Source organism: Alkalihalobacillus trypoxylicola (assembly GCF_001590785.1).
In the GTDB taxonomy this organism is placed as follows: domain Bacteria; phylum Bacillota; class Bacilli; order Bacillales; family Bacillaceae_D; genus Alkalihalobacillus; species Alkalihalobacillus trypoxylicola.
On record NZ_LTAO01000024.1, the window covers coordinates 1 to 17,563 of the forward strand.

Consider the following 17,563-nt stretch of genomic DNA (forward strand, 5'->3'; position numbering starts at 1 on the left):
TGGGGGCTTCCCCCTGCAAGAGTAGGACGTTGCCAGGCGATAAAGCACAACCTTTAGAGGTTGTGCTTTTTTGTATAGTTGGACCGAAGGTTCAGCAAAAACGAAAGAATAGATCGCTTGTATAAAATAAGAGCTTATTTCTTGGGCTTCATTATAAATCAGCCTTATTTGAATTGGATGAGCTGATGAAACAAATGAATGCTTTTATAAGGAAGCATATCTAGAAAGGTTAAAATATATGGATAGTCCATTCCTTCATAGGTGCTTATTAAATCATTCCACCACTCTACCTCGTAGCGGCAAATCATACTTAAATTGTATAGTATTAAATATAGAACAGCTAATTCTGGTAAGAGGAGATGTGTCTCTTTATCTTTTAGTAGAAAAAATTCCTTTTCTTTATTCATTAAAAAAGGAGGGATATATTTACGGTTCATATCCAATCCGTTCAATATTAAATCTTTTTCAGAAGCTTGAAGAGAGGTTTGTTTTTGGCTCTGCTCAGATATAAATTTATTAAAATATTGATATAGACGGTTCTGAGTCATGTGATATTGGTCTAATATGTCAGAAGGTATTAATAAACCCTTCGCTCGCTTTTTTATCTGATATGAAATAGATGAATTAGTTAATGTTGTGATGAGAGGATGAAGGTCAGCGATTTGGATAAAAAGATTTTTCATCTTATATCGTTCTCCTTCGACATGTTTCATGTGAAACATTTGAGAAAGAAAATGACTATACAACCCATTACGTTGTGTTTTGACTTCATCCTCTAAAAAAAGATAGGCATCTTTCTTTCTTTTTCTAGTCGTTACTCCATGTGCAAGAACTTGGCTAGATGAAGGGTATTGATAATCCTTTGTTAAGATGGATGCTTTCATAAATTGGATAAAGCCATAAAAAAATAGTAAAGGCTTAATTTCTAATGGAGCTGTTGAAGCCTGTTGGTAATATAAACAACCATGCTTTAAGTGAGAGATAAACGAATAACAGGTTGCATAGCTTTGTCTTGTTGGGTCGGTAATCCCCAAACTTTGATAATGAGAACTTAAAATAGTTCGAGTATAGGTAGTTGAAAAGTAAGGTAGGAATCGTTCAGTAAACTCTTTATTCATTATGGAAACCTCATTATTTGTTTATTCAGAAAAATATTATTTATTTTCTGTTCTTGACAGTAGTTTGCCCAGTTGTTAAGCTACTAATAATATTTTACGAAAAACCTGATTGGGGAAGGGGAAATAATCATGTGGGAGAACAAATTTGCAAAAGAAGGATTAACTTTTGATGATGTTTTATTAACTCCAGCTAAATCGGAAATTTTACCTAGAGACGTTTCAGTCGGAACAAAGCTATCTAATAATCTTCAATTAAATATCCCAGTTATTAGTGCTGGAATGGATACTGTAACCGAAGCAAAGATGGCAATAGCTATGGCTCGTGAAGGTGGATTAGGAATCATTCACAAAAACATGTCTATTGAAGAGCAAGCGGAGAATGTAGACCGAGTCAAACGATCAGAAAGTGGAGTTATTACCGATCCCTTCTATCTTACACCAGATAGACAAGTCTTTGATGCTGAACATCTAATGAGTAAATATCGTATTTCAGGTGTTCCAATTGTAAATGAAGAACAAAAATTAGTAGGAATTTTAACCAATCGTGATTTAAGATTTATTGAAGATTATTCTATACGTATTGATGAAGTTATGACTAAAGATAATCTAGTTACAGCTCCAGTAGGGACAACCCTTCAAGATGCAGAAAAAATATTACAAAAGCATAAAATTGAGAAGCTCCCACTTGTAGATGATTCCGGTTATCTAAAAGGACTCATTACAATTAAAGATATAGAAAAAGTCATTGAATTTCCTCGATCAGCTAAAGATAAACAAGGGCGCTTAGTAGTAGGTGCTGCCATTGGAGTAAGTGCAGATGCAGATGTTAGGATTGCAGCTTTAGTAGAAGCAGGAGTAGATGCGATTGTAATCGATACTGCTCATGGCCACTCTAAGGGTGTATTGGATAAAGTGCGTGCAGTAAGAGAACAATATCCAGAGCTTACTATTATCGCAGGAAATGTCGCTACAGCAGAAGGAACACGAGACTTAATTGAAGCTGGAGCAAATGTTGTAAAAGTAGGTATTGGACCTGGCTCAATTTGTACGACTAGAATCGTGGCAGGAATTGGTGTCCCTCAAATTACAGCCATTTATGATTGCGCATCAGAGGCACGTAAGCACGGAGTACCTATTATTGCTGACGGTGGAATAAAATATTCTGGAGATATTGTAAAAGCACTTGCTGCAGGCGGCCATGCAGTTATGCTAGGAAGCTTATTAGCAGGTGTAAGTGAGAGTCCAGGAGATAGAGAAATCTATCAAGGACGACAATTTAAAGTGTATAGAGGAATGGGTTCGTTAGGCGCCATGGAAAAAGGAAGTAAAGATCGATATTTCCAAGAAGATGCACAAAAACTAGTCCCAGAAGGAATTGAAGGTCGTATTCCTTATAAGGGACCATTGAATGATACCATTCATCAATTAATTGGTGGTCTAAGAGCTGGAATGGGTTATTGTGGAACGGCAACAATAGAGGATTTACGAGAACATGGTCAATTCATTCGTATTACTGGAGCTGGTTTACGAGAAAGCCACCCACATGATGTTCAAATTACGAAAGAAGCACCTAATTATTCTTTATAAAAATCAACCGTCATAGCTCCTGAAAAAAAGTTAACAAATTGGAAAATAGATAGGGCGAACTCTATCTATTTTTTTATTGATTCTTATGGTAAGATAAAACCTATGTGAAATGTTTGTGGAGGTGTAGTTGTGAACAATCGTGCAACAAAAAAATGGTTTACTGCAATGTTAGCTATCATCTTAGTATTTACTTGGTTTGGACAAGCTGAACGTGCAGAAGCTGCGTTAGATTTAGAAGCAGAAACAGCTATATTAGTGGATGCCAATACTGGTAAAATTTTATACCAGAAAGATATAGATAAAGTATTACCAATAGCAAGTATGACCAAGATGATGAGTGAGTATTTAATTTTAGAAGCTCTAGATAATGGAGATATATCGGAGGACCAGGTGGTTCCGATATCTGACCATATTCGTCAACTATCTTTACATACGGCATTATCTAATGTTCCATTGAGACAAGATTATGAGTATACGGTACAGCAGCTATATGAATCCGTTGCAATTTATTCTGCAAATGCATCAACAATGGCATTAGCAGAGCTTATTGCAGGTTCTGAAAGAGCGTTCGTTGATATGATGAATGCTAAAGGTGAAGAATTAGGACTTGAAGATTTTGAATTTGTCAATTCATCAGGACTTAATAATAGCGACCTTAACGGAAACCATCCTGACGGAACAGGAGCAGATGCTGAAAACATGATGTCAGCTCGGGCAACAGCTCAATTAGCTTACGCATTAATTAGAGATTATCCAGAGGTTTTAGATACGGCAAGTATCCCAACAAAAGAATTTGATGCGGGTCCAGATGAATCGATCACTATGCAAAACTGGAATTGGATGCTACCAGGTATTGTTCCTGAACATGATTATGAAGGTATTGACGGTTTAAAAACAGGTTATACTTCAGCAGCGGGTAATTCATTTACTGGGACTGCGAAACGTGGCGATATGAGACTCATTTCTGTTGTAATGAGAACAGAAACACGTGATGATCGTTTTAATGAAACGGCTAAAATCATGGATTATGGATTTAATCAATTTGAACATGTTGAAATTGCACCAGAAGGCTATGTTCCAGATGGTGAAGAAATCGTACCTGTTGTTTCTGGAAAAGAGAAAGAAGTCACGATCTCAAGCACAGAATCATTAACTACGATTATACAAAGTGGCGATGAAGATATGTACGAAGCCGCTCTTCAGTTGGATGGAGACCTTTTGAATGAAAATAACGAACTTGTGGCACCATTCGATGCAGGTGTGCAAGTTGGACAATTAATGGTTTCGTATACAGGTGAGGGTGAGGAAGAGTATTTATATCCTAATCAACAAACATCTGTCCCCGTAGCAGTAGATACTGGAATTGAAAAGGCTGGATGGTTTACCATGACAATGAGGAGCATTGGCGGATTTTTCTCAGGGATTTGGGGCTCAGCCGTTGATACAGTCCAAGGCTGGTTTTCATAAATTAATACATGTATGATTAATGGTTAATAAGTATAGAATATAATAAGAGAAAAACGCAGTAATTCAACCATAAGCAATGCTTGCAGTATAGTCTGAATGACTGTATAATCAAACAAAGATTTAAAACTTTCAACAAAAAATCATTGATAGGGACTAGTACGTAAAATGGCTAGCTAGAGAGAGCTGATGGTTGGTGAAAATCAGTGCAGTTATTTACTGAATCTACCCTTGAGAGACTGGTTAAGCCAGTACGGTAAAAGACCGTTATTTCTTTTGAGCTGATATCAAAAAGTAAATTGATATAATTAGGGTGGCAACGCGGGTTAATCTCGTCCCTTCTTCTATTTAGAGAAGGGGCTTTTTGTTGTTTTTAAGCTTTTGGTAAGCAGCATTGATTATAAATATAAGGAGGAAACAGGAATATGTTAGATGTAAAACGGTTGAGAAATGATTTTCAGACCATTAAAGAGAAGTTAAAAACAAGAGGGGAAGACCTTTCAGGAATTGATCAATTTGGAGATTTAGATGAAACTCGTAGAACTATCATCGTTGAGGTAGAGAAACTTAAAAGCAGACGAAATGAAGTATCTGAGCAAGTAGCTCAGTTAAAAAGAGCTAAAGAAAATGCTGAACACCTTATTTTAGAGATGCGCGAAGTATCTGATAAAATTAAAAAGCTAGATGAGCAATTAAAAGCTGTAGAACAGAATTTGCAGGATTTACTACTAACGATCCCTAACGTTCCTCATGAGAGTGTTCCAATTGGAGAATCTGAGGATGATAATGTGGAGGTTAGAAGGTGGAAAGAGGTTCCTCAGTTTCCGTTTGAAGCAAAAGCACATTGGGATATAGCGGTTGATTTAAAATTAGCTGATTTTGAGCGTGCTGCTAAGGTGACAGGAAGTCGATTTGTTTTTTATAAAGGGTTAGGAGCAAGACTTGAACGGGCTTTAATTAATTTTATGATGGATTTGCATCAGGATGAGCACGGGTATGAAGAATTATTACCACCTTATTTAGTGAATCGTACTAGTATGACAGGAACAGGGCAATTGCCAAAATTTGAAGAAGATGCTTTTAAAATTAGGGAGGAAGATTATTTTCTAATTCCAACATCTGAGGTACCTGTTACTAATATGCATAGAGATGAAATTTTACCTGTGAACGATCTCCCATTTGGTTATGCGGCATACAGCGCTTGTTTTCGTTCTGAAGCAGGCTCTGCAGGAAGAGATACAAGAGGCTTGATACGCCAACATCAGTTTAATAAAGTTGAAATGGTTCGATTTGTGAAGCCTGAAGAATCTTATGAACAGCTTGAATTAATCACATCTCATGCAGAGAAGGTACTGCAGCTTTTAGAATTACCTTATCGAGTGTTGAATATGTGTAGTGCTGACTTAGGATTTACCGCTGCAAAGAAATATGATATAGAAGTTTGGTTACCGAGCTACGGAGAATACAAGGAAATTTCTTCATGCAGTAACTTTGAAGATTTTCAAGCAAGACGCGCAAATATTAAATTCCGTCGAGATACTAAAGCAAAGCCAGAGTATGTTCATACATTAAATGGCTCAGGATTAGCCCTTGGAAGGACGGTAGCTGCCATTCTAGAGAATTATCAACAAGAGGATGGGTCAGTAGTAGTACCAGAGGTTTTAAGACCTTATATGGGCAATATTAATATCATTAATTAAAAGAAAAAAAGAGCATTCATTTTGAATGCTCTTTTTTTCCATTTGTTATCTTATTAATAGTTGAATTCCGAAAATAAAAGCTACACCAAATATTATCGACCATACTGATATAGCAATAATCTGCCATAAGGTAATGTATTGTTTACTAGTTCCTGCACCAAGTGCGATTAAAGCAGCAATATGGTAACCAATGAGAGGACCAGCTAAGCTTACTCCGGGTACACCATACTTTTGGAAAAAGGATTGAGCTCTTCTCCAACGATTACTTTCTTTTTTCTCTTTATTGGGTTTTCTAAATTTATCAATAATCCAAATTAATATAATTACCGATAATACATTTCCGATGATTCCAATTAGAATGATAGGTACTGGAGGGAAGTCTAAAGCAATCCCAACAGGTATAGCCACATAAGACTCCAAAAAAGGTACCATGGATATGACGAAAATACCAATATACTGTAGCACCGTATCCAATTCATTAATGTAAAGTATAATATCTTGTAAAAAGTTTTCCATATGTTATTTCCCCTTTCAATCTGTTACCACTATTGTAAGGTCTATTTATACATTAAGCTGTAAATATTCGTTCAACGGCGACATAATAGACGTAGATGAAACGATAATTAGGTTGAGTGGAAAATAAAATAGGCTTAGTGAAGCTAATATAAGCTTGGAAAACATTGAATTATTTCCTAAGAAATAAAAAAAGACTTGGAATTCATCCAAGTCTTTTAAACTTATACATAATTAGGCTCACGTTTACCTGCTGTAATCTCTTCCATGTAGTGACAAGCAGCTTGGTGTCCTTCTTTCATGATATCAGTTGTTCTTAATTCAGGCGTTTCCGTTTTACATTTATCCGTTGCAAAAGGGCAACGAGTGTGGAAACGACAACCAGTTGGTGGATCGATTGGAGAAGGTACATCTCCTTTTAAAATAATTCTTTGTTTTTTTATTTCTGGATCCGGTGAAGGAATAGCCGATAACAATGCTTTAGTATAAGGGTGCTGTGGGTTTGTGAATAAAGATTTTTTATCAGCAATCTCCACAATTCTCCCTAAATACATAACAATAACACGGTCTGAAATATGACGAACAACACCTAAATCATGAGAGATAAATAAATAAGTTAATTGAAACTCTTTTTGTAATCTTTTTAATAAATTAATGACCTGTGCTTGAATCGAAACATCGAGTGCAGATACTGCTTCATCACAAATAATTAACTTAGGATCAACGGTTAATGCACGAGCGATCCCAATTCTTTGACGCTGACCACCACTAAACTCATGTGGAAAACGATCGATTTGATGTGGTCCAAGTCCAACTGTTTCCATGAGATCACGAATTCTATCTCCGCGTTTATCTTTAGGTAATACTTTTTGAATAGCCATTGCTTCACTTAACACTTGACGTACTGTTTGACGCGGATTGATAGAAGCATACGGATCTTGGAAAATAATTTGTAAGTCTTTTCTTTTTTCACGCATTTTTCTTTTGCTTAAAGAAAGTAAGTCCTCACCATTAAATTCAATCTTACCATCTGTTGGCTCGTCTAATCTTAGGATCGCACGTCCGGTTGTTGATTTCCCACAGCCTGATTCACCAACGATACTTACGGTTTCACCCTCATATACAGTAAAAGAAATGTCATCAACAGCTTTTACATGGTTAACGGTTCTACCTAAAAATCCACCTTTAATAGGGAAGTATTGTTTTAAATTCTCAACTTTGAGAAGTTCTTTTTTCATTGACGCTCACCTCCGGATCGCCGTCCCACTCATCTGAGTAAATCCAACAACGAATTTGATTTCCATTTTCATCTTCTTCTAAATCTGGTAACTTTTCGCGACAAAGGTCAGTTGCAAAAGGACATCTTGGTGCAAAACGACAGCCTTTTGGTAATTCACTTGGGTTAGGCACTGAGCCTGGTATGATTTCAAGTTCACCTTCAACATCTTCATCATGACGTGGTAAAGAGTTTAAAAGACCAACTGTATATGGGTGCTTTGGATTGCGGAATAAATCTTTTACTGAAGCATATTCCACTACCTTTCCACAATACATAACCGCTACATAGTCACAGGATTCGGCTACAACACCAAGATCGTGTGTAATTAAAATAATAGACATGCCAAGACGTTCTTGTAGGTCTTTCATTAATTCAAGAATTTGCGCTTGAATCGTTACGTCTAAAGCAGTTGTAGGCTCATCTGCGATTAATAATTGTGGATTACAGGCTAAAGCAATTGCAATCATAACACGTTGACGCATTCCCCCAGATAATTCAAATGGGTACTGATGTACACGTTTTTCTGGTGAAGGAATCCCAACTAATTTGAGCATATCAACAGAGCGTTTTAGAGCTTCTTTTTTTCCTAATTTTTCATGAATTTGGAATGATTCACTAATTTGTTGACCAACTGTATAAACAGGATTTAAAGAAGTCATCGGCTCTTGGAAAATCATTGAAATATCATTTCCACGAATTTTACGCATTTGTGATTCAGATTTTGATAATAAGTTCTCACCATTAAATAGAACCTCTCCACCAACGATTTTACCAGGGTTCTGAATGAGACGAAGGATCGAAAGAGAAGTAATACTTTTTCCAGAACCTGATTCTCCTACAATTCCAAGAGTTTTACCTTTAGGAACACTAAAGGAAACACCGTCTACCGCTTTAACTTCTAATGCACTGGTAAAAAATGAGGTTTGGAGGTTACGAACGTCAATGATATTTTCCGATTTAGTCATTGCATTCACTCCTTTTCCAATAATTAATCTAAGTCAATTCGTTTATTTAATACTCGATAAGCAATGTCAACTAAAAGGTTAACAATAACAAATAACAAGGAGGCGATTAGAACTGTACCTTGTACAATTGGGAAGTCACGTGCTCGAATGGCGTCAATCATTAAACGTCCCATTCCATTGATAGCAAATACTTGCTCCGTAATAACCGTACCACCTAATAAAAATCCAAACTGTAAACCTACTACCGTAACTACAGGGATAAGAGCATTCTTTAAAGCGTGACGATAAATAACCGTTTGCTCCTTAACACCTTTAGCTCGTGCTGTTCGAATATAGTCTTGTCCAATAACTTCTAGCATACTAGAACGAGTCATCCTTGCAATAACGGCTGCACCTGAAGTACCTAATGTAAGGACCGGTAAAACCATTTGTTTGAAGGTGCCCCACCCTGAAGGCGAAAATATGCCCCAATCTATCGCAAAATATTTAATTAACATAAGTCCTAACCAGAAGTTAGGCATAGATAGCCCGAATAAGGCAATGACCATAATCCCAGAATCTATAAATGTATTTTGTCTTGTAGCTGAAATAACTCCAGCAATAAGTCCGATAAAAATACTTAAGATCGTACTATAGATAGCGAGTTCGATCGTTGTCATAAATCGACCTGATATTTCAGAAGTTACATCACGGCCACTTCGAATTGAGCTACCAAGGTCACCTTGAACGGCATTACTAATAAAATTATAATATTGAACCGGAAGCGGGTCGTTTAAACCTAAACGCTCTCTCATTTGTTCAACTTGTCTTTCAGATGCAGATTCTCCTGCAAGAATTTGTGCTGGGTCTCCAGGAATTAAGTGCATCATACTGAATACTATTATAGAAACCCCAATTAATACAGGAATCGTTTGTAAAAGTCGACGTACGATAAATTTAATCAATGTTTGGCCTCCTTTCTATGCTTTCATTTTTGGATCGAGTGCATCTCTTAATCCATCACCAAAAATATTAAATGCTAGTACAACAATAACGATCATCACGCCTGGGAAAAAGGCAACATGTGGTGCATCGTATAAATAGTTTCTTCCATCACTCAGCATAGCTCCCCATTCTGGAGAAGGCGGCTGTGCTCCTAATCCAATAAAAGATAAACCACTCGCTGTTAAAATAGCAGAAGCGATACTTAATGTAGTTTGAACAATTAATGGAGAAGTAACGTTTGGTAAAATATGTTTAAAAATAATCCTAAAATCTGTTGCGCCAAGTGCTTTAACCGCATCAATATACTCTAGCTTCTTAACAGCTAAAGTGGAGCCTCTTACAATTCTCGCAAAAACTGGTACAGAGAAAATCGCAACCGCTATAATCAGATTTCGAATACTCGGTCCTAGTACACTTACAATGGCTAATGCTAGTAAAATACCAGGGAAGGCTAGTAATATATCCATCACTCTCATTATAAAGGCATCAGTTCGTTTGCCATAATATCCTGAGACAACTCCTAAAACCGTACCAATAATGGCACTAATAAATACTGATGAAAAACCAATCCACATTGTAATGCCCATACCATAAATAATTCGGCTGAATATATCACGACCATGATGGTCGGTTCCAAACCAGTGATCACCAGTAGGTCCCGTTAATTTTACAGAATAGTTGGTTTCAGATTGTGTATAAGGAGCAAAGTGTGGTCCTATGAGTGCGATAATAATGAATACTAGAATTAAGATACCACCAATCATCGCACCTTTATTTTTTCTTAACTTCTTAAAGAAGGTTTTCCAGCTCTCCAATCTAGGATTATGAGGAGGTGGATTTGAAGTTACGTTGTTATTAACAACTTCATTGCTCATAAGTGGTGCTCATCCTTTCTATTAATGATTAAATTTTTAAACAATTTTATTGAATATATACCGAATGATTATATCATGAACATTCTAAGTTTATAAAGAGGAAATATCTGAAATATACTTTATGAAAATAACAAAATAATATAAATAAATTGATAATTCTGATAGATGAATCATTTTTTTGTCTGTTAGTTTAAAGCGTTTCATCACTAAAATAAATGAGAAAAATAAAAAAAATCTAAAATTTTTTGTAAGAATTTTTACTAACCTTCTTGTCTTTTTCTTTTGGATAAGTTATATTAATATTGGTTTTTAGAAACCTTAAAGTAAAAATAGGGGGTAAGTTCCGTATGAAAATGTCGAAAAATTCATTTTCTTTACTAGTTCTAGTTATGTTGTTAACAGCATTCCTAGTTGCTTGCGGTGGAAATGATAACGATTCAGAGCCTACAGACAACGGTACTGGCGATGAAACTGAAGAAGGTACAGAAGAAGGTACAGAAGGTGCTGCTGAAGGAGCTGAAGGTGGCGAGTTAGTTATTGTTCAATTATCTGATGCGGTAGCACTTAATCCACATGGTTCAAATGATACTCCATCAAGTAATGTTGCATATAACATTTATGAGTCATTAGTTAAGCAAGATGAAAACATGGTAGTTCAACCAGGACTAGCTAGTGAATGGTTCCAAGATGAAGAGGATCCTACAAGATGGGAATTTACTCTTCGTGAGGGTGTAAAATTCCATGATGGTACTGACTTTAACGCAGAAGCTGTTAAAGCGAACATCGAGCGTATTTTAGATGAAAACGTTGCTTCTCCTCGTTCATTCCTATATGAAATGATCACGGAAGTAAACGTAATCGATGAAACGACTGTAGAATTCGTAACCGAATATCCTTTCTCTCCATTAGCTGCTCACTTAGCGCATAATGGTGGTGGAATGATTTCTAAACAATTAATTGATGAAGATTATGCTGCAATGGAAGATGGCGAAGAGCCAGGTAGTGTTATTAACGCTGATCCAAGCGGTACTGGTTACTTTAAATTTGATTACTGGAATCCAGGTCAAGAAATTCGTTTAGTTCGTAACGATGATTACTGGGATGATAATAAAGCTAAGTTAGATAGCGTTATTTTCAAAGTTGTTCCTGAGGATTTAACTCGTATTGCTGAGCTTGAAACTGGTGGTGCTCATATCACTGATCCATTAAGCCCATCTGACGTTGCTCGTGTTGAAGGAACAGAAGGTTTAAATGTAAACCGTCAAAATAGTGTATCTCTATCTTATTTTGGATTTAACTTAAATAAAGAGCCATTTGATGACAAGCGTGTTCGTCAAGCGATTTCTATGGCTATTGATAAAGAACAAATCATCTCAGGTATTTATGATGATGCAGGTATTCCTGCGATTGGACCTCTTGCTCCAGACGTATTTGGTTATGATGAAAATGCTTCTGGTCTTCCATATGATATCGAAGCTGCTAAAGAATTATTAGCAGAAGCTGGTTATGAAGATGGTTTTGATACAACGATCTGGACAAATGATAACCGTGAGCGTATGGATGCTGCTACAAATGTTCAAGAGCAATTAAAACAAATTGGTGTTAACGTAGAAGTTGAAGTAGTTGAGTGGGGTGCTTACCTAGAAAACACAGCTGCTGGCCAACATGATATGTTCATCCTTGGTTGGACGACTGTAACTGGTGATGCTGATTACGGTATGTATGCATTATTCCATTCAAGTCAACATGGTGAGCCTGGTAACCGTTCATTCATCGCTAATGATGAATTAGACGAAGTATTAGACCAAGCTCGTCGTAGCACAGATGAAGCTGAGCGTTTAGATCTTTACAGCCGTGCTCAAGAAATTTTAGAAGAAGAAGCTCCAATGCTTTATATTCACCACCAAGAGTATCTATTAGGTTATAGTGATAAAGTTCAAGGGTTACAACAAACTCCAACTCAAATCCTATTACTTCAAGATGTAACTCTTGCTGAGTAATAAAGCTAAGCTCGTTAACTTATGTTAACGAGCTTTTTTACTTGTACAGAACATCAAAGGGATTTTCAAATAAATTTTTTTAAAATACCATTAAATGAAAAAAGCTACTTGCAATTTATTTGTAGTGGTGATATGATATTTTTTGTCAGTGAAATACGGAGGAATACCCAAGTCCGGCTGAAGGGATCGGTCTTGAAAACCGACAGGCGGGTTAAACCGCGCGGGGGTTCGAATCCCTCTTCCTCCGCCATAACTTTTTATTTAACACGACCGTGATGGTGGTGTTTTTTTATTTTTTAACTAGATATGCTATTCTTCATCGTACATAATATGTATAAAGTGTTTTTTTTGGATGAATCCTTTATATAGTGGAAGGTGAATATTGAGAAGTGGATTATAATGAAGAAAACGATATTGAATGGATGAGTATTGCACTTAGTGAGGCCGACAAGGCTGAAGAAATAGGAGAGGTTCCTATAGGTGCAGTTATTGTAAAAGACAATCAATTGATTGCTGCTGCTTATAATAGAAGAGAAGTGGATCAATCGGCAACAGCACATGCAGAAATTCTAGCGATTGAAAAGGCATGTGACACGTTAAAATCGTGGAGGTTAACAGGCTGTACATTGTATGTCACGTTAGAACCGTGTCCGATGTGTGCGGGCGCTATTGTGCAATCACGAATTGACAGAGTTGTTTTTGGTGCGACGGATCCGAAGGCAGGGTGTGCAGGAACATTAATGAATCTATTAAATGAATCTAGGTTTAATCATGAAGCTGAGGTCATTTCAGGCTGCATGAAGGAAGAAAGTTCGCATAAATTAACGATGTTTTTTAAAAAGCTTAGGCAAAAAAAGAAGAATCTTTCTATAATAGAAGGAAAAAATCAGTAAATGAATCATTCTTGCATTTTTTCTTCAAAACCACTATACTAAGATATGCACTCTTTAATAGTGCAATAACCATGTTATCAAATTTGCCGTGCTAGATGGGGAGGTAGCGGTGCCCTGTACTCGCAATCCGCTATAGCGAGGTTGAATTCCTTTTTGAGGTTATATCATCGTTTGGTCTGACCTAAGTAAGTGGTGTTGACGTTTGGGTTCTGCGCAACGGAAACCCATGAACCCTGTCAGGTCCGGAAGGAAGCAGCAGTAAGTGGACCCTTTCGTGTGCCGCAGAGTTGCCTGGACTGAGCTAACTGCTTAGGTAACGCTTAGGGTGGTATAATCGAGGAAAGGTGCACGGTATTAATTTTTTATAAAAAGGACACAGTCTTTAGATTGTGTCCTTTTTTATTTGTTCTTTATGAAATAGTACTTTTCATAAAGAACATCTAAAAATGTAATACTTAAAGAAATGGACTTTCCTTTGAAATGTTCAGTCATGGAAGCTATAATAAAATGAGAGAATTCACGTTTAAAAGGAGGGTGTGAGAATGAGTTATCAAGCTTTATATCGAGTGTGGAGACCACAGCTTTTAAAAGATGTTGTAGGTCAAGAGCATATCACTAAAACACTCCAAAATGCGCTCATTCATAATAAGTTTTCTCATGCCTATCTTTTCTCAGGTCCAAGAGGAACTGGGAAAACAAGTGCAGCTAAAATAATAGCAAAAGCGATAAACTGTCAGGAAGCACCTACTTCGGAACCTTGTAATGAATGTAGTTCGTGTATTGGAATTACTTCTGGAGCCATAGTAGATGTTATCGAAATTGATGCAGCCTCCAATAATGGTGTAGATGAAATTAGAGATATTCGTGATAAAGTAAAGTTTGCTCCTAATGAAGTCCGTTATAAAGTGTATATTATAGATGAAGTTCATATGCTTTCAACAGGAGCTTTTAATGCTTTACTTAAAACGTTAGAAGAACCTCCTGAGCATGTTATTTTCATTTTAGCGACAACTGAACCTCACAAAATACCATTAACCATCATATCTCGCTGTCAACGCTTTGATTTTAAAAGAATCACCATCTCTGCAATGGTTGGACGAATGAATGAGATTGTTCAAGCGAATGAAGTGACTGCTGATGAAGAAGCATTAATGTTAATTGCCAGAGCAGCAGAAGGTGGAATGAGAGATGCTTTAAGTTTACTTGACCAAGCTATTTCATTTGCCGAAGAAAAACTAGAGATGTCTGATGTGCTGTTAATCACGGGTATGGTGTCTGAGCGAATGCTAGCTGAATTAATGGAAGCGATAAAAAGTGGAGATACTGCTAAGGGATTGGATTTACTTAATCAGCTAATTCAAGATGGTAAAGACCCTCATCGATTGCTAGAGGACCTTATTTTCTATTTCCGCGATCTCTTACTATATAAGCACGCACCAAATTCTGAGCATCTATTTGAAAGAGCAAAATTAAATGATGCTTTTAAAGAATTAAGTGAACACCTAGATACAGCTTATTTATACGATGCAATTGACGTATTAAATACGAGTCAACAAGAGATGAAATGGTCCATGCATCCCAAGATATTTTTGGAAATGTCATTAGTTAAATTAATGAATCAACAAAAGCAAGAAGCACCTGCTGCTGTAGAAAAACAGAATCATTTAGAAACTCCTCAATTGCAAAGAAAAGTAGAGGAACTAGAAAAGCTTTTAAAAAATTGGCAATCAGAAGGCCCTGTCTCGCAAGATAGGAAGGAAAAAAGTACACCACCTAAAAAAACAAATCGACCTATTCCGCAGGCTAGAGCATCCATGGCTAAAGCAACAGAAATGTTAAAATCAGCTAATAAAACGGATTTACAACAACTTACTAGTCGGTGGGGCAGTATCATGGAGCGAATTAAATCCCAAAATATACCAGCAAGTGCATGGCTTAATGATGGCAAGCCTGTAGCTGCATCGCAAGAGTCGGTTCTTCTAGCATTCCAAAATGAGATGCACCGTGATATGATGGATACAAAGTTCCGTGAATTTCTGGAGACGGTTCTTACTGAACAATTCAATAAGCCTTTTAGCTTTATTACACTATTGAATAGTCATTGGGAGAACTTAAAACAAAATTACGTAAAAGAGCATTCTTCTTCTACAGAGGAAAGTGGTGAGCCAATAGTGGATGAAGCAGTAAAGCTATTTGGGGAAGAACTTGTTGAAGTAGTAGATTAATGTTAAATAAAAGGAGCGAATGGTAAAATGAAAAATATGGGAAATATGATGAAGCAAATGCAAAAAATGCAAAAACAAATGTTAAAGGCACAAGAAGAGTTAAAGGAAAAAACAATCGAAGCTACAGCTGGTGGTGGAATGGTAACCGTGATAGCAAGTGGAGATAAACGTATCATTGATGTGAAAATTTCTGAGGATGTTGTTGATCCAGATGATGTTGAAATGCTACAAGACTTAATTCTAGCTGCCACAAACGAGGCATTAAAGCAAGTGGATGAGCTTGTTGAACAAGATATGGGTAAGTTTACAAAGGGAATGAATATTCCTGGAATGTTCTAGGAGGGTAAGCGTTGCAATATCCTGAACCGATAGCCAAGTTGATTGAGGGATTTATGAGATTGCCAGGGATTGGGCCAAAAACCGCTAGCCGCCTGGCTTTTTTTGTATTAGATATGAAGGAAGACGATGTATTAGATTTTGCGAAGGCGCTAGTTAATGGTAAAAGGAATTTAACTTATTGTAGCCAGTGTCATCATATTACAGATATTGATCCTTGTCATATATGTGAGGATAAAGCAAGAGATCGTTCGATTATTTGTGTACTTCAGGAATCTAAGGATGTAATCGCTATGGAAAAGATGAAAGAGTACCATGGTTTATACCACGTTTTACATGGAGCTATTTCACCTATGGATGGAATTGGACCAGAAGATATTAAAGTTCCGGAGCTCCTAAAGAGACTACAAGATGAGACGGTACAAGAAATTATAATCGCAACGAACCCAACCATTGAAGGGGAAGCAACGGCAATGTATATTTCTAGGCTTGTGAAACCGACTGGAATTAAAGTAACGAGAATTGCTCATGGTTTACCAGTAGGTGGAGATTTAGAATATGCAGATGAAGTGACTCTATCAAAAGCTATGGAAGGGCGAAGAGAATTGTAAGGTGGTTGATTAAATTGTTGTTTAGAAAAAAGGGGAAAATCCGTAAAGAAGAAGATGAAAGGTTGCTAATTGCGATTGAGCAAATGAAGCAAAAATATGATAACCATCGTCATTATTTAGATCATAGTTTTGATCCTACGGATGACTCTAGGAATCAAATGAAGTTAGTGGAGTCATTATATTCTTTTTTGATTCGAGAAGCGCGAATTCGCCGAGTAAGAAAGGATAGGCTTTAGTTTGAGGAATGTTTTTCTGTTCGTTCAAATTCATTAATCTAAATAACAACTGTGATACTATTTGTTTGCAAAATTACTCAGGGTTTATTTGAACTCTGAGTAATTTTTATTTTAGCTGCATATCATTATTGAGTGTCAAATGAACTATTTTCACTTTTTCTCCTAGTTCTACTTTTTAGCTCTGTACATATAGTTAAGTAGACGAGCTATAAATTAGGGGGGATTAAAATGAGTCCAGGGTGGGTTATCGGATTATTGTTAGGAGTTGTTTTTCTTTTATTGTTAATAGGTGCTCCGCTGAAGCCTTTACGTATAATAGGACAATTATCAGTGAAATTTTTGATTGGAGCGCTTTTATTATTTTTAGTAAATTTAATAGGGACCTCATTTAATTTTCATATTCCAATCAATGGTATAACAGCTACAATTTCAGGGGTTCTAGGGTTGCCAGGTGTGATATTATTAATAGCAGTAAAACAATTTATACTCTAATTTAGAGATAAAAATCCTTTTCTGTACTTACTGAAATAAGTTTTTTAATATATTTTTTAAAAAGCTATTGTCAGGTATATTGTATGTGTGTTATATTATTTCTTGTCGCTAAAACAAGCGATGAAACAAAGAAAAATAAATTTTAAAAATGTTGACTTCGATTGTTGTAAATGTTATACTAATCAAGTCGCAAAAAAAGCGATATAAGTTCTTTGAAAACTGAACAAAAGCCAAGCGAATTAAAGAGATACAAGGTATCTCGTCAATGGTTAGTCATTGAGAAAT

The 17,563-nt window shown here is 36.4% G+C and carries 16 protein-coding genes, 1 tRNA gene, 1 other RNA gene and 1 other annotated feature; of the genes, 12 read left to right on the forward strand and 6 right to left on the reverse strand.

The annotated features are described in order from the left end of the window. Positions 1-164 precede the first annotated feature (164 nt). Positions 165-1,118 (reverse strand): YaaC family protein, encoded by a 954-nt coding sequence (locus AZF04_RS15180; protein ID WP_061949476.1) that lies wholly within the window; start codon positions 1,116-1,118, stop codon positions 165-167. A gap of 129 nt (positions 1,119-1,247) precedes the next feature. Between AZF04_RS15180 and guaB the strand changes: the two genes are divergently transcribed. From guaB to serS, 3 genes are all read left to right on the forward strand, one after another. Continuing rightward, positions 1,248-2,705, forward strand: a complete 1,458-nt coding sequence (gene guaB / locus AZF04_RS15185; RefSeq protein ID WP_045489632.1) for an IMP dehydrogenase — start codon at positions 1,248-1,250, stop codon at positions 2,703-2,705. Between the two features lie 165 nt (positions 2,706-2,870). Continuing rightward, entirely contained in the window at positions 2,871-4,172 is a 1,302-nt protein-coding gene (locus AZF04_RS15190) for a D-alanyl-D-alanine carboxypeptidase family protein (protein WP_061949485.1), read from the forward strand. A 134-nt stretch (positions 4,173-4,306) separates the two neighbouring features. Beyond that, positions 4,307-4,512: a binding site (T-box leader), on the forward strand. 82 nt (positions 4,513-4,594) lie between these two features. After that, entirely contained in the window at positions 4,595-5,869 is a 1,275-nt protein-coding gene (gene serS, locus AZF04_RS15195) for a serine--tRNA ligase (RefSeq protein ID WP_061949477.1), read from the forward strand. Between the two features lie 45 nt (positions 5,870-5,914). On the opposite strand, the gene AZF04_RS15200 is transcribed toward serS, so the two are convergent. The 5 genes from AZF04_RS15200 to AZF04_RS15220 form a co-directional block, all read right to left on the reverse strand. Continuing rightward, the gene (locus AZF04_RS15200; RefSeq protein WP_061949478.1) at positions 5,915-6,385 is read right to left on the reverse strand and encodes a small multi-drug export protein; all 471 of its coding nucleotides are present in this window, start codon (positions 6,383-6,385) and stop codon (positions 5,915-5,917) included. 221 nt (positions 6,386-6,606) lie between these two features. Next, positions 6,607-7,620 carry an ABC transporter ATP-binding protein gene (locus AZF04_RS15205; RefSeq protein ID WP_061949479.1) on the reverse strand — a complete coding sequence of 338 codons (1,014 nt, stop codon included), beginning with the start codon at positions 7,618-7,620 and terminating at the stop codon, positions 6,607-6,609. Then, positions 7,595-8,626 (reverse strand): ABC transporter ATP-binding protein, encoded by a 1,032-nt coding sequence (locus AZF04_RS15210; protein ID WP_061949480.1) that lies wholly within the window; start codon positions 8,624-8,626, stop codon positions 7,595-7,597. The genes AZF04_RS15205 and AZF04_RS15210 overlap by 26 nt, the downstream gene beginning before the upstream one ends. Positions 8,627-8,649: 23 nt before the next feature. After that, on the reverse strand, positions 8,650-9,570 hold the full coding sequence (gene nikB, locus AZF04_RS15215; protein ID WP_045489643.1) for a nickel ABC transporter permease: 921 nt from the start codon (positions 9,568-9,570) through the stop codon (positions 8,650-8,652). Positions 9,571-9,585: 15 nt separating this feature from the next. Next, entirely contained in the window at positions 9,586-10,485 is a 900-nt protein-coding gene (locus AZF04_RS15220; protein WP_061949481.1) for an ABC transporter permease, read from the reverse strand. A 347-nt stretch (positions 10,486-10,832) separates the two neighbouring features. On the opposite strand from AZF04_RS15220, the gene AZF04_RS15225 reads away from it, so the two are divergent. The 9 genes from AZF04_RS15225 to AZF04_RS15265 all read left to right on the forward strand — a co-directional run bounded on the left by AZF04_RS15225 (position 10,833) and on the right by AZF04_RS15265 (position 17,278). Beyond that, complete coding sequence (locus AZF04_RS15225; protein WP_061949482.1) at positions 10,833-12,485, forward strand: glutathione ABC transporter substrate-binding protein; 1,653 nt, start codon at positions 10,833-10,835, stop codon at positions 12,483-12,485. A gap of 157 nt (positions 12,486-12,642) precedes the next feature. Beyond that, positions 12,643-12,735, forward strand: a tRNA-Ser gene (locus tag AZF04_RS15230). Between the two features lie 139 nt (positions 12,736-12,874). Beyond that, positions 12,875-13,378: a tRNA adenosine(34) deaminase TadA gene (tadA, locus tag AZF04_RS15235; protein WP_218016570.1), complete on the forward strand. Its 504-nt coding sequence runs from the start codon at positions 12,875-12,877 to the stop codon at positions 13,376-13,378. An 86-nt stretch (positions 13,379-13,464) separates the two neighbouring features. Then, positions 13,465-13,730, forward strand: an RNA gene (ffs, locus tag AZF04_RS15240) — signal recognition particle sRNA large type. Between the two features lie 190 nt (positions 13,731-13,920). Next, positions 13,921-15,603, forward strand: a complete 1,683-nt coding sequence (gene dnaX, locus AZF04_RS15245; RefSeq protein WP_061949483.1) for a DNA polymerase III subunit gamma/tau — start codon at positions 13,921-13,923, stop codon at positions 15,601-15,603. A 27-nt stretch (positions 15,604-15,630) separates the two neighbouring features. Then, complete coding sequence (locus tag AZF04_RS15250; protein ID WP_061949484.1) at positions 15,631-15,942, forward strand: YbaB/EbfC family nucleoid-associated protein; 312 nt, start codon at positions 15,631-15,633, stop codon at positions 15,940-15,942. Between the two features lie 11 nt (positions 15,943-15,953). After that, the gene (gene recR, locus AZF04_RS15255; protein ID WP_045489656.1) at positions 15,954-16,550 is read left to right on the forward strand and encodes a recombination mediator RecR; all 597 of its coding nucleotides are present in this window, start codon (positions 15,954-15,956) and stop codon (positions 16,548-16,550) included. 14 nt (positions 16,551-16,564) lie between these two features. Further along, the gene (locus AZF04_RS15260; protein ID WP_045489658.1) at positions 16,565-16,786 is read left to right on the forward strand and encodes a YaaL family protein; all 222 of its coding nucleotides are present in this window, start codon (positions 16,565-16,567) and stop codon (positions 16,784-16,786) included. A 228-nt stretch (positions 16,787-17,014) separates the two neighbouring features. Then, positions 17,015-17,278 carry a pro-sigmaK processing inhibitor BofA family protein gene (locus tag AZF04_RS15265; protein WP_045489660.1) on the forward strand — a complete coding sequence of 88 codons (264 nt, stop codon included), beginning with the start codon at positions 17,015-17,017 and terminating at the stop codon, positions 17,276-17,278. The last annotated feature ends 285 nt before the right edge of the window (positions 17,279-17,563 follow it).

Coding starts and splice junctions, on each gene's coding strand:
- AZF04_RS15220 (WP_061949481.1), bottom strand. CDS start 10,485: ATGAGCAATGAAGTTGTTAATAACAACGTAACTTCAAATCCACCTCCT.
- AZF04_RS15225 (WP_061949482.1), top strand. CDS start 10,833: ATGAAAATGTCGAAAAATTCATTTTCTTTACTAGTTCTAGTTATGTTG.
- AZF04_RS15200 (WP_061949478.1), bottom strand. CDS start 6,385: ATGGAAAACTTTTTACAAGATATTATACTTTACATTAATGAATTGGAT.
- AZF04_RS15205 (WP_061949479.1), bottom strand. CDS start 7,620: ATGAAAAAAGAACTTCTCAAAGTTGAGAATTTAAAACAATACTTCCCT.
- AZF04_RS15250 (WP_061949484.1), top strand. CDS start 15,631: ATGAAAAATATGGGAAATATGATGAAGCAAATGCAAAAAATGCAAAAA.
- AZF04_RS15180 (WP_061949476.1), bottom strand. CDS start 1,118: ATGAATAAAGAGTTTACTGAACGATTCCTACCTTACTTTTCAACTACC.
- AZF04_RS15190 (WP_061949485.1), top strand. CDS start 2,871: ATGTTAGCTATCATCTTAGTATTTACTTGGTTTGGACAAGCTGAACGT.
- AZF04_RS15265 (WP_045489660.1), top strand. CDS start 17,015: ATGAGTCCAGGGTGGGTTATCGGATTATTGTTAGGAGTTGTTTTTCTT.
- AZF04_RS15210 (WP_061949480.1), bottom strand. CDS start 8,626: ATGACTAAATCGGAAAATATCATTGACGTTCGTAACCTCCAAACCTCA.
- dnaX (WP_061949483.1), top strand. CDS start 13,921: ATGAGTTATCAAGCTTTATATCGAGTGTGGAGACCACAGCTTTTAAAA.
- serS (WP_061949477.1), top strand. CDS start 4,595: ATGTTAGATGTAAAACGGTTGAGAAATGATTTTCAGACCATTAAAGAG.
- guaB (WP_045489632.1), top strand. CDS start 1,248: ATGTGGGAGAACAAATTTGCAAAAGAAGGATTAACTTTTGATGATGTT.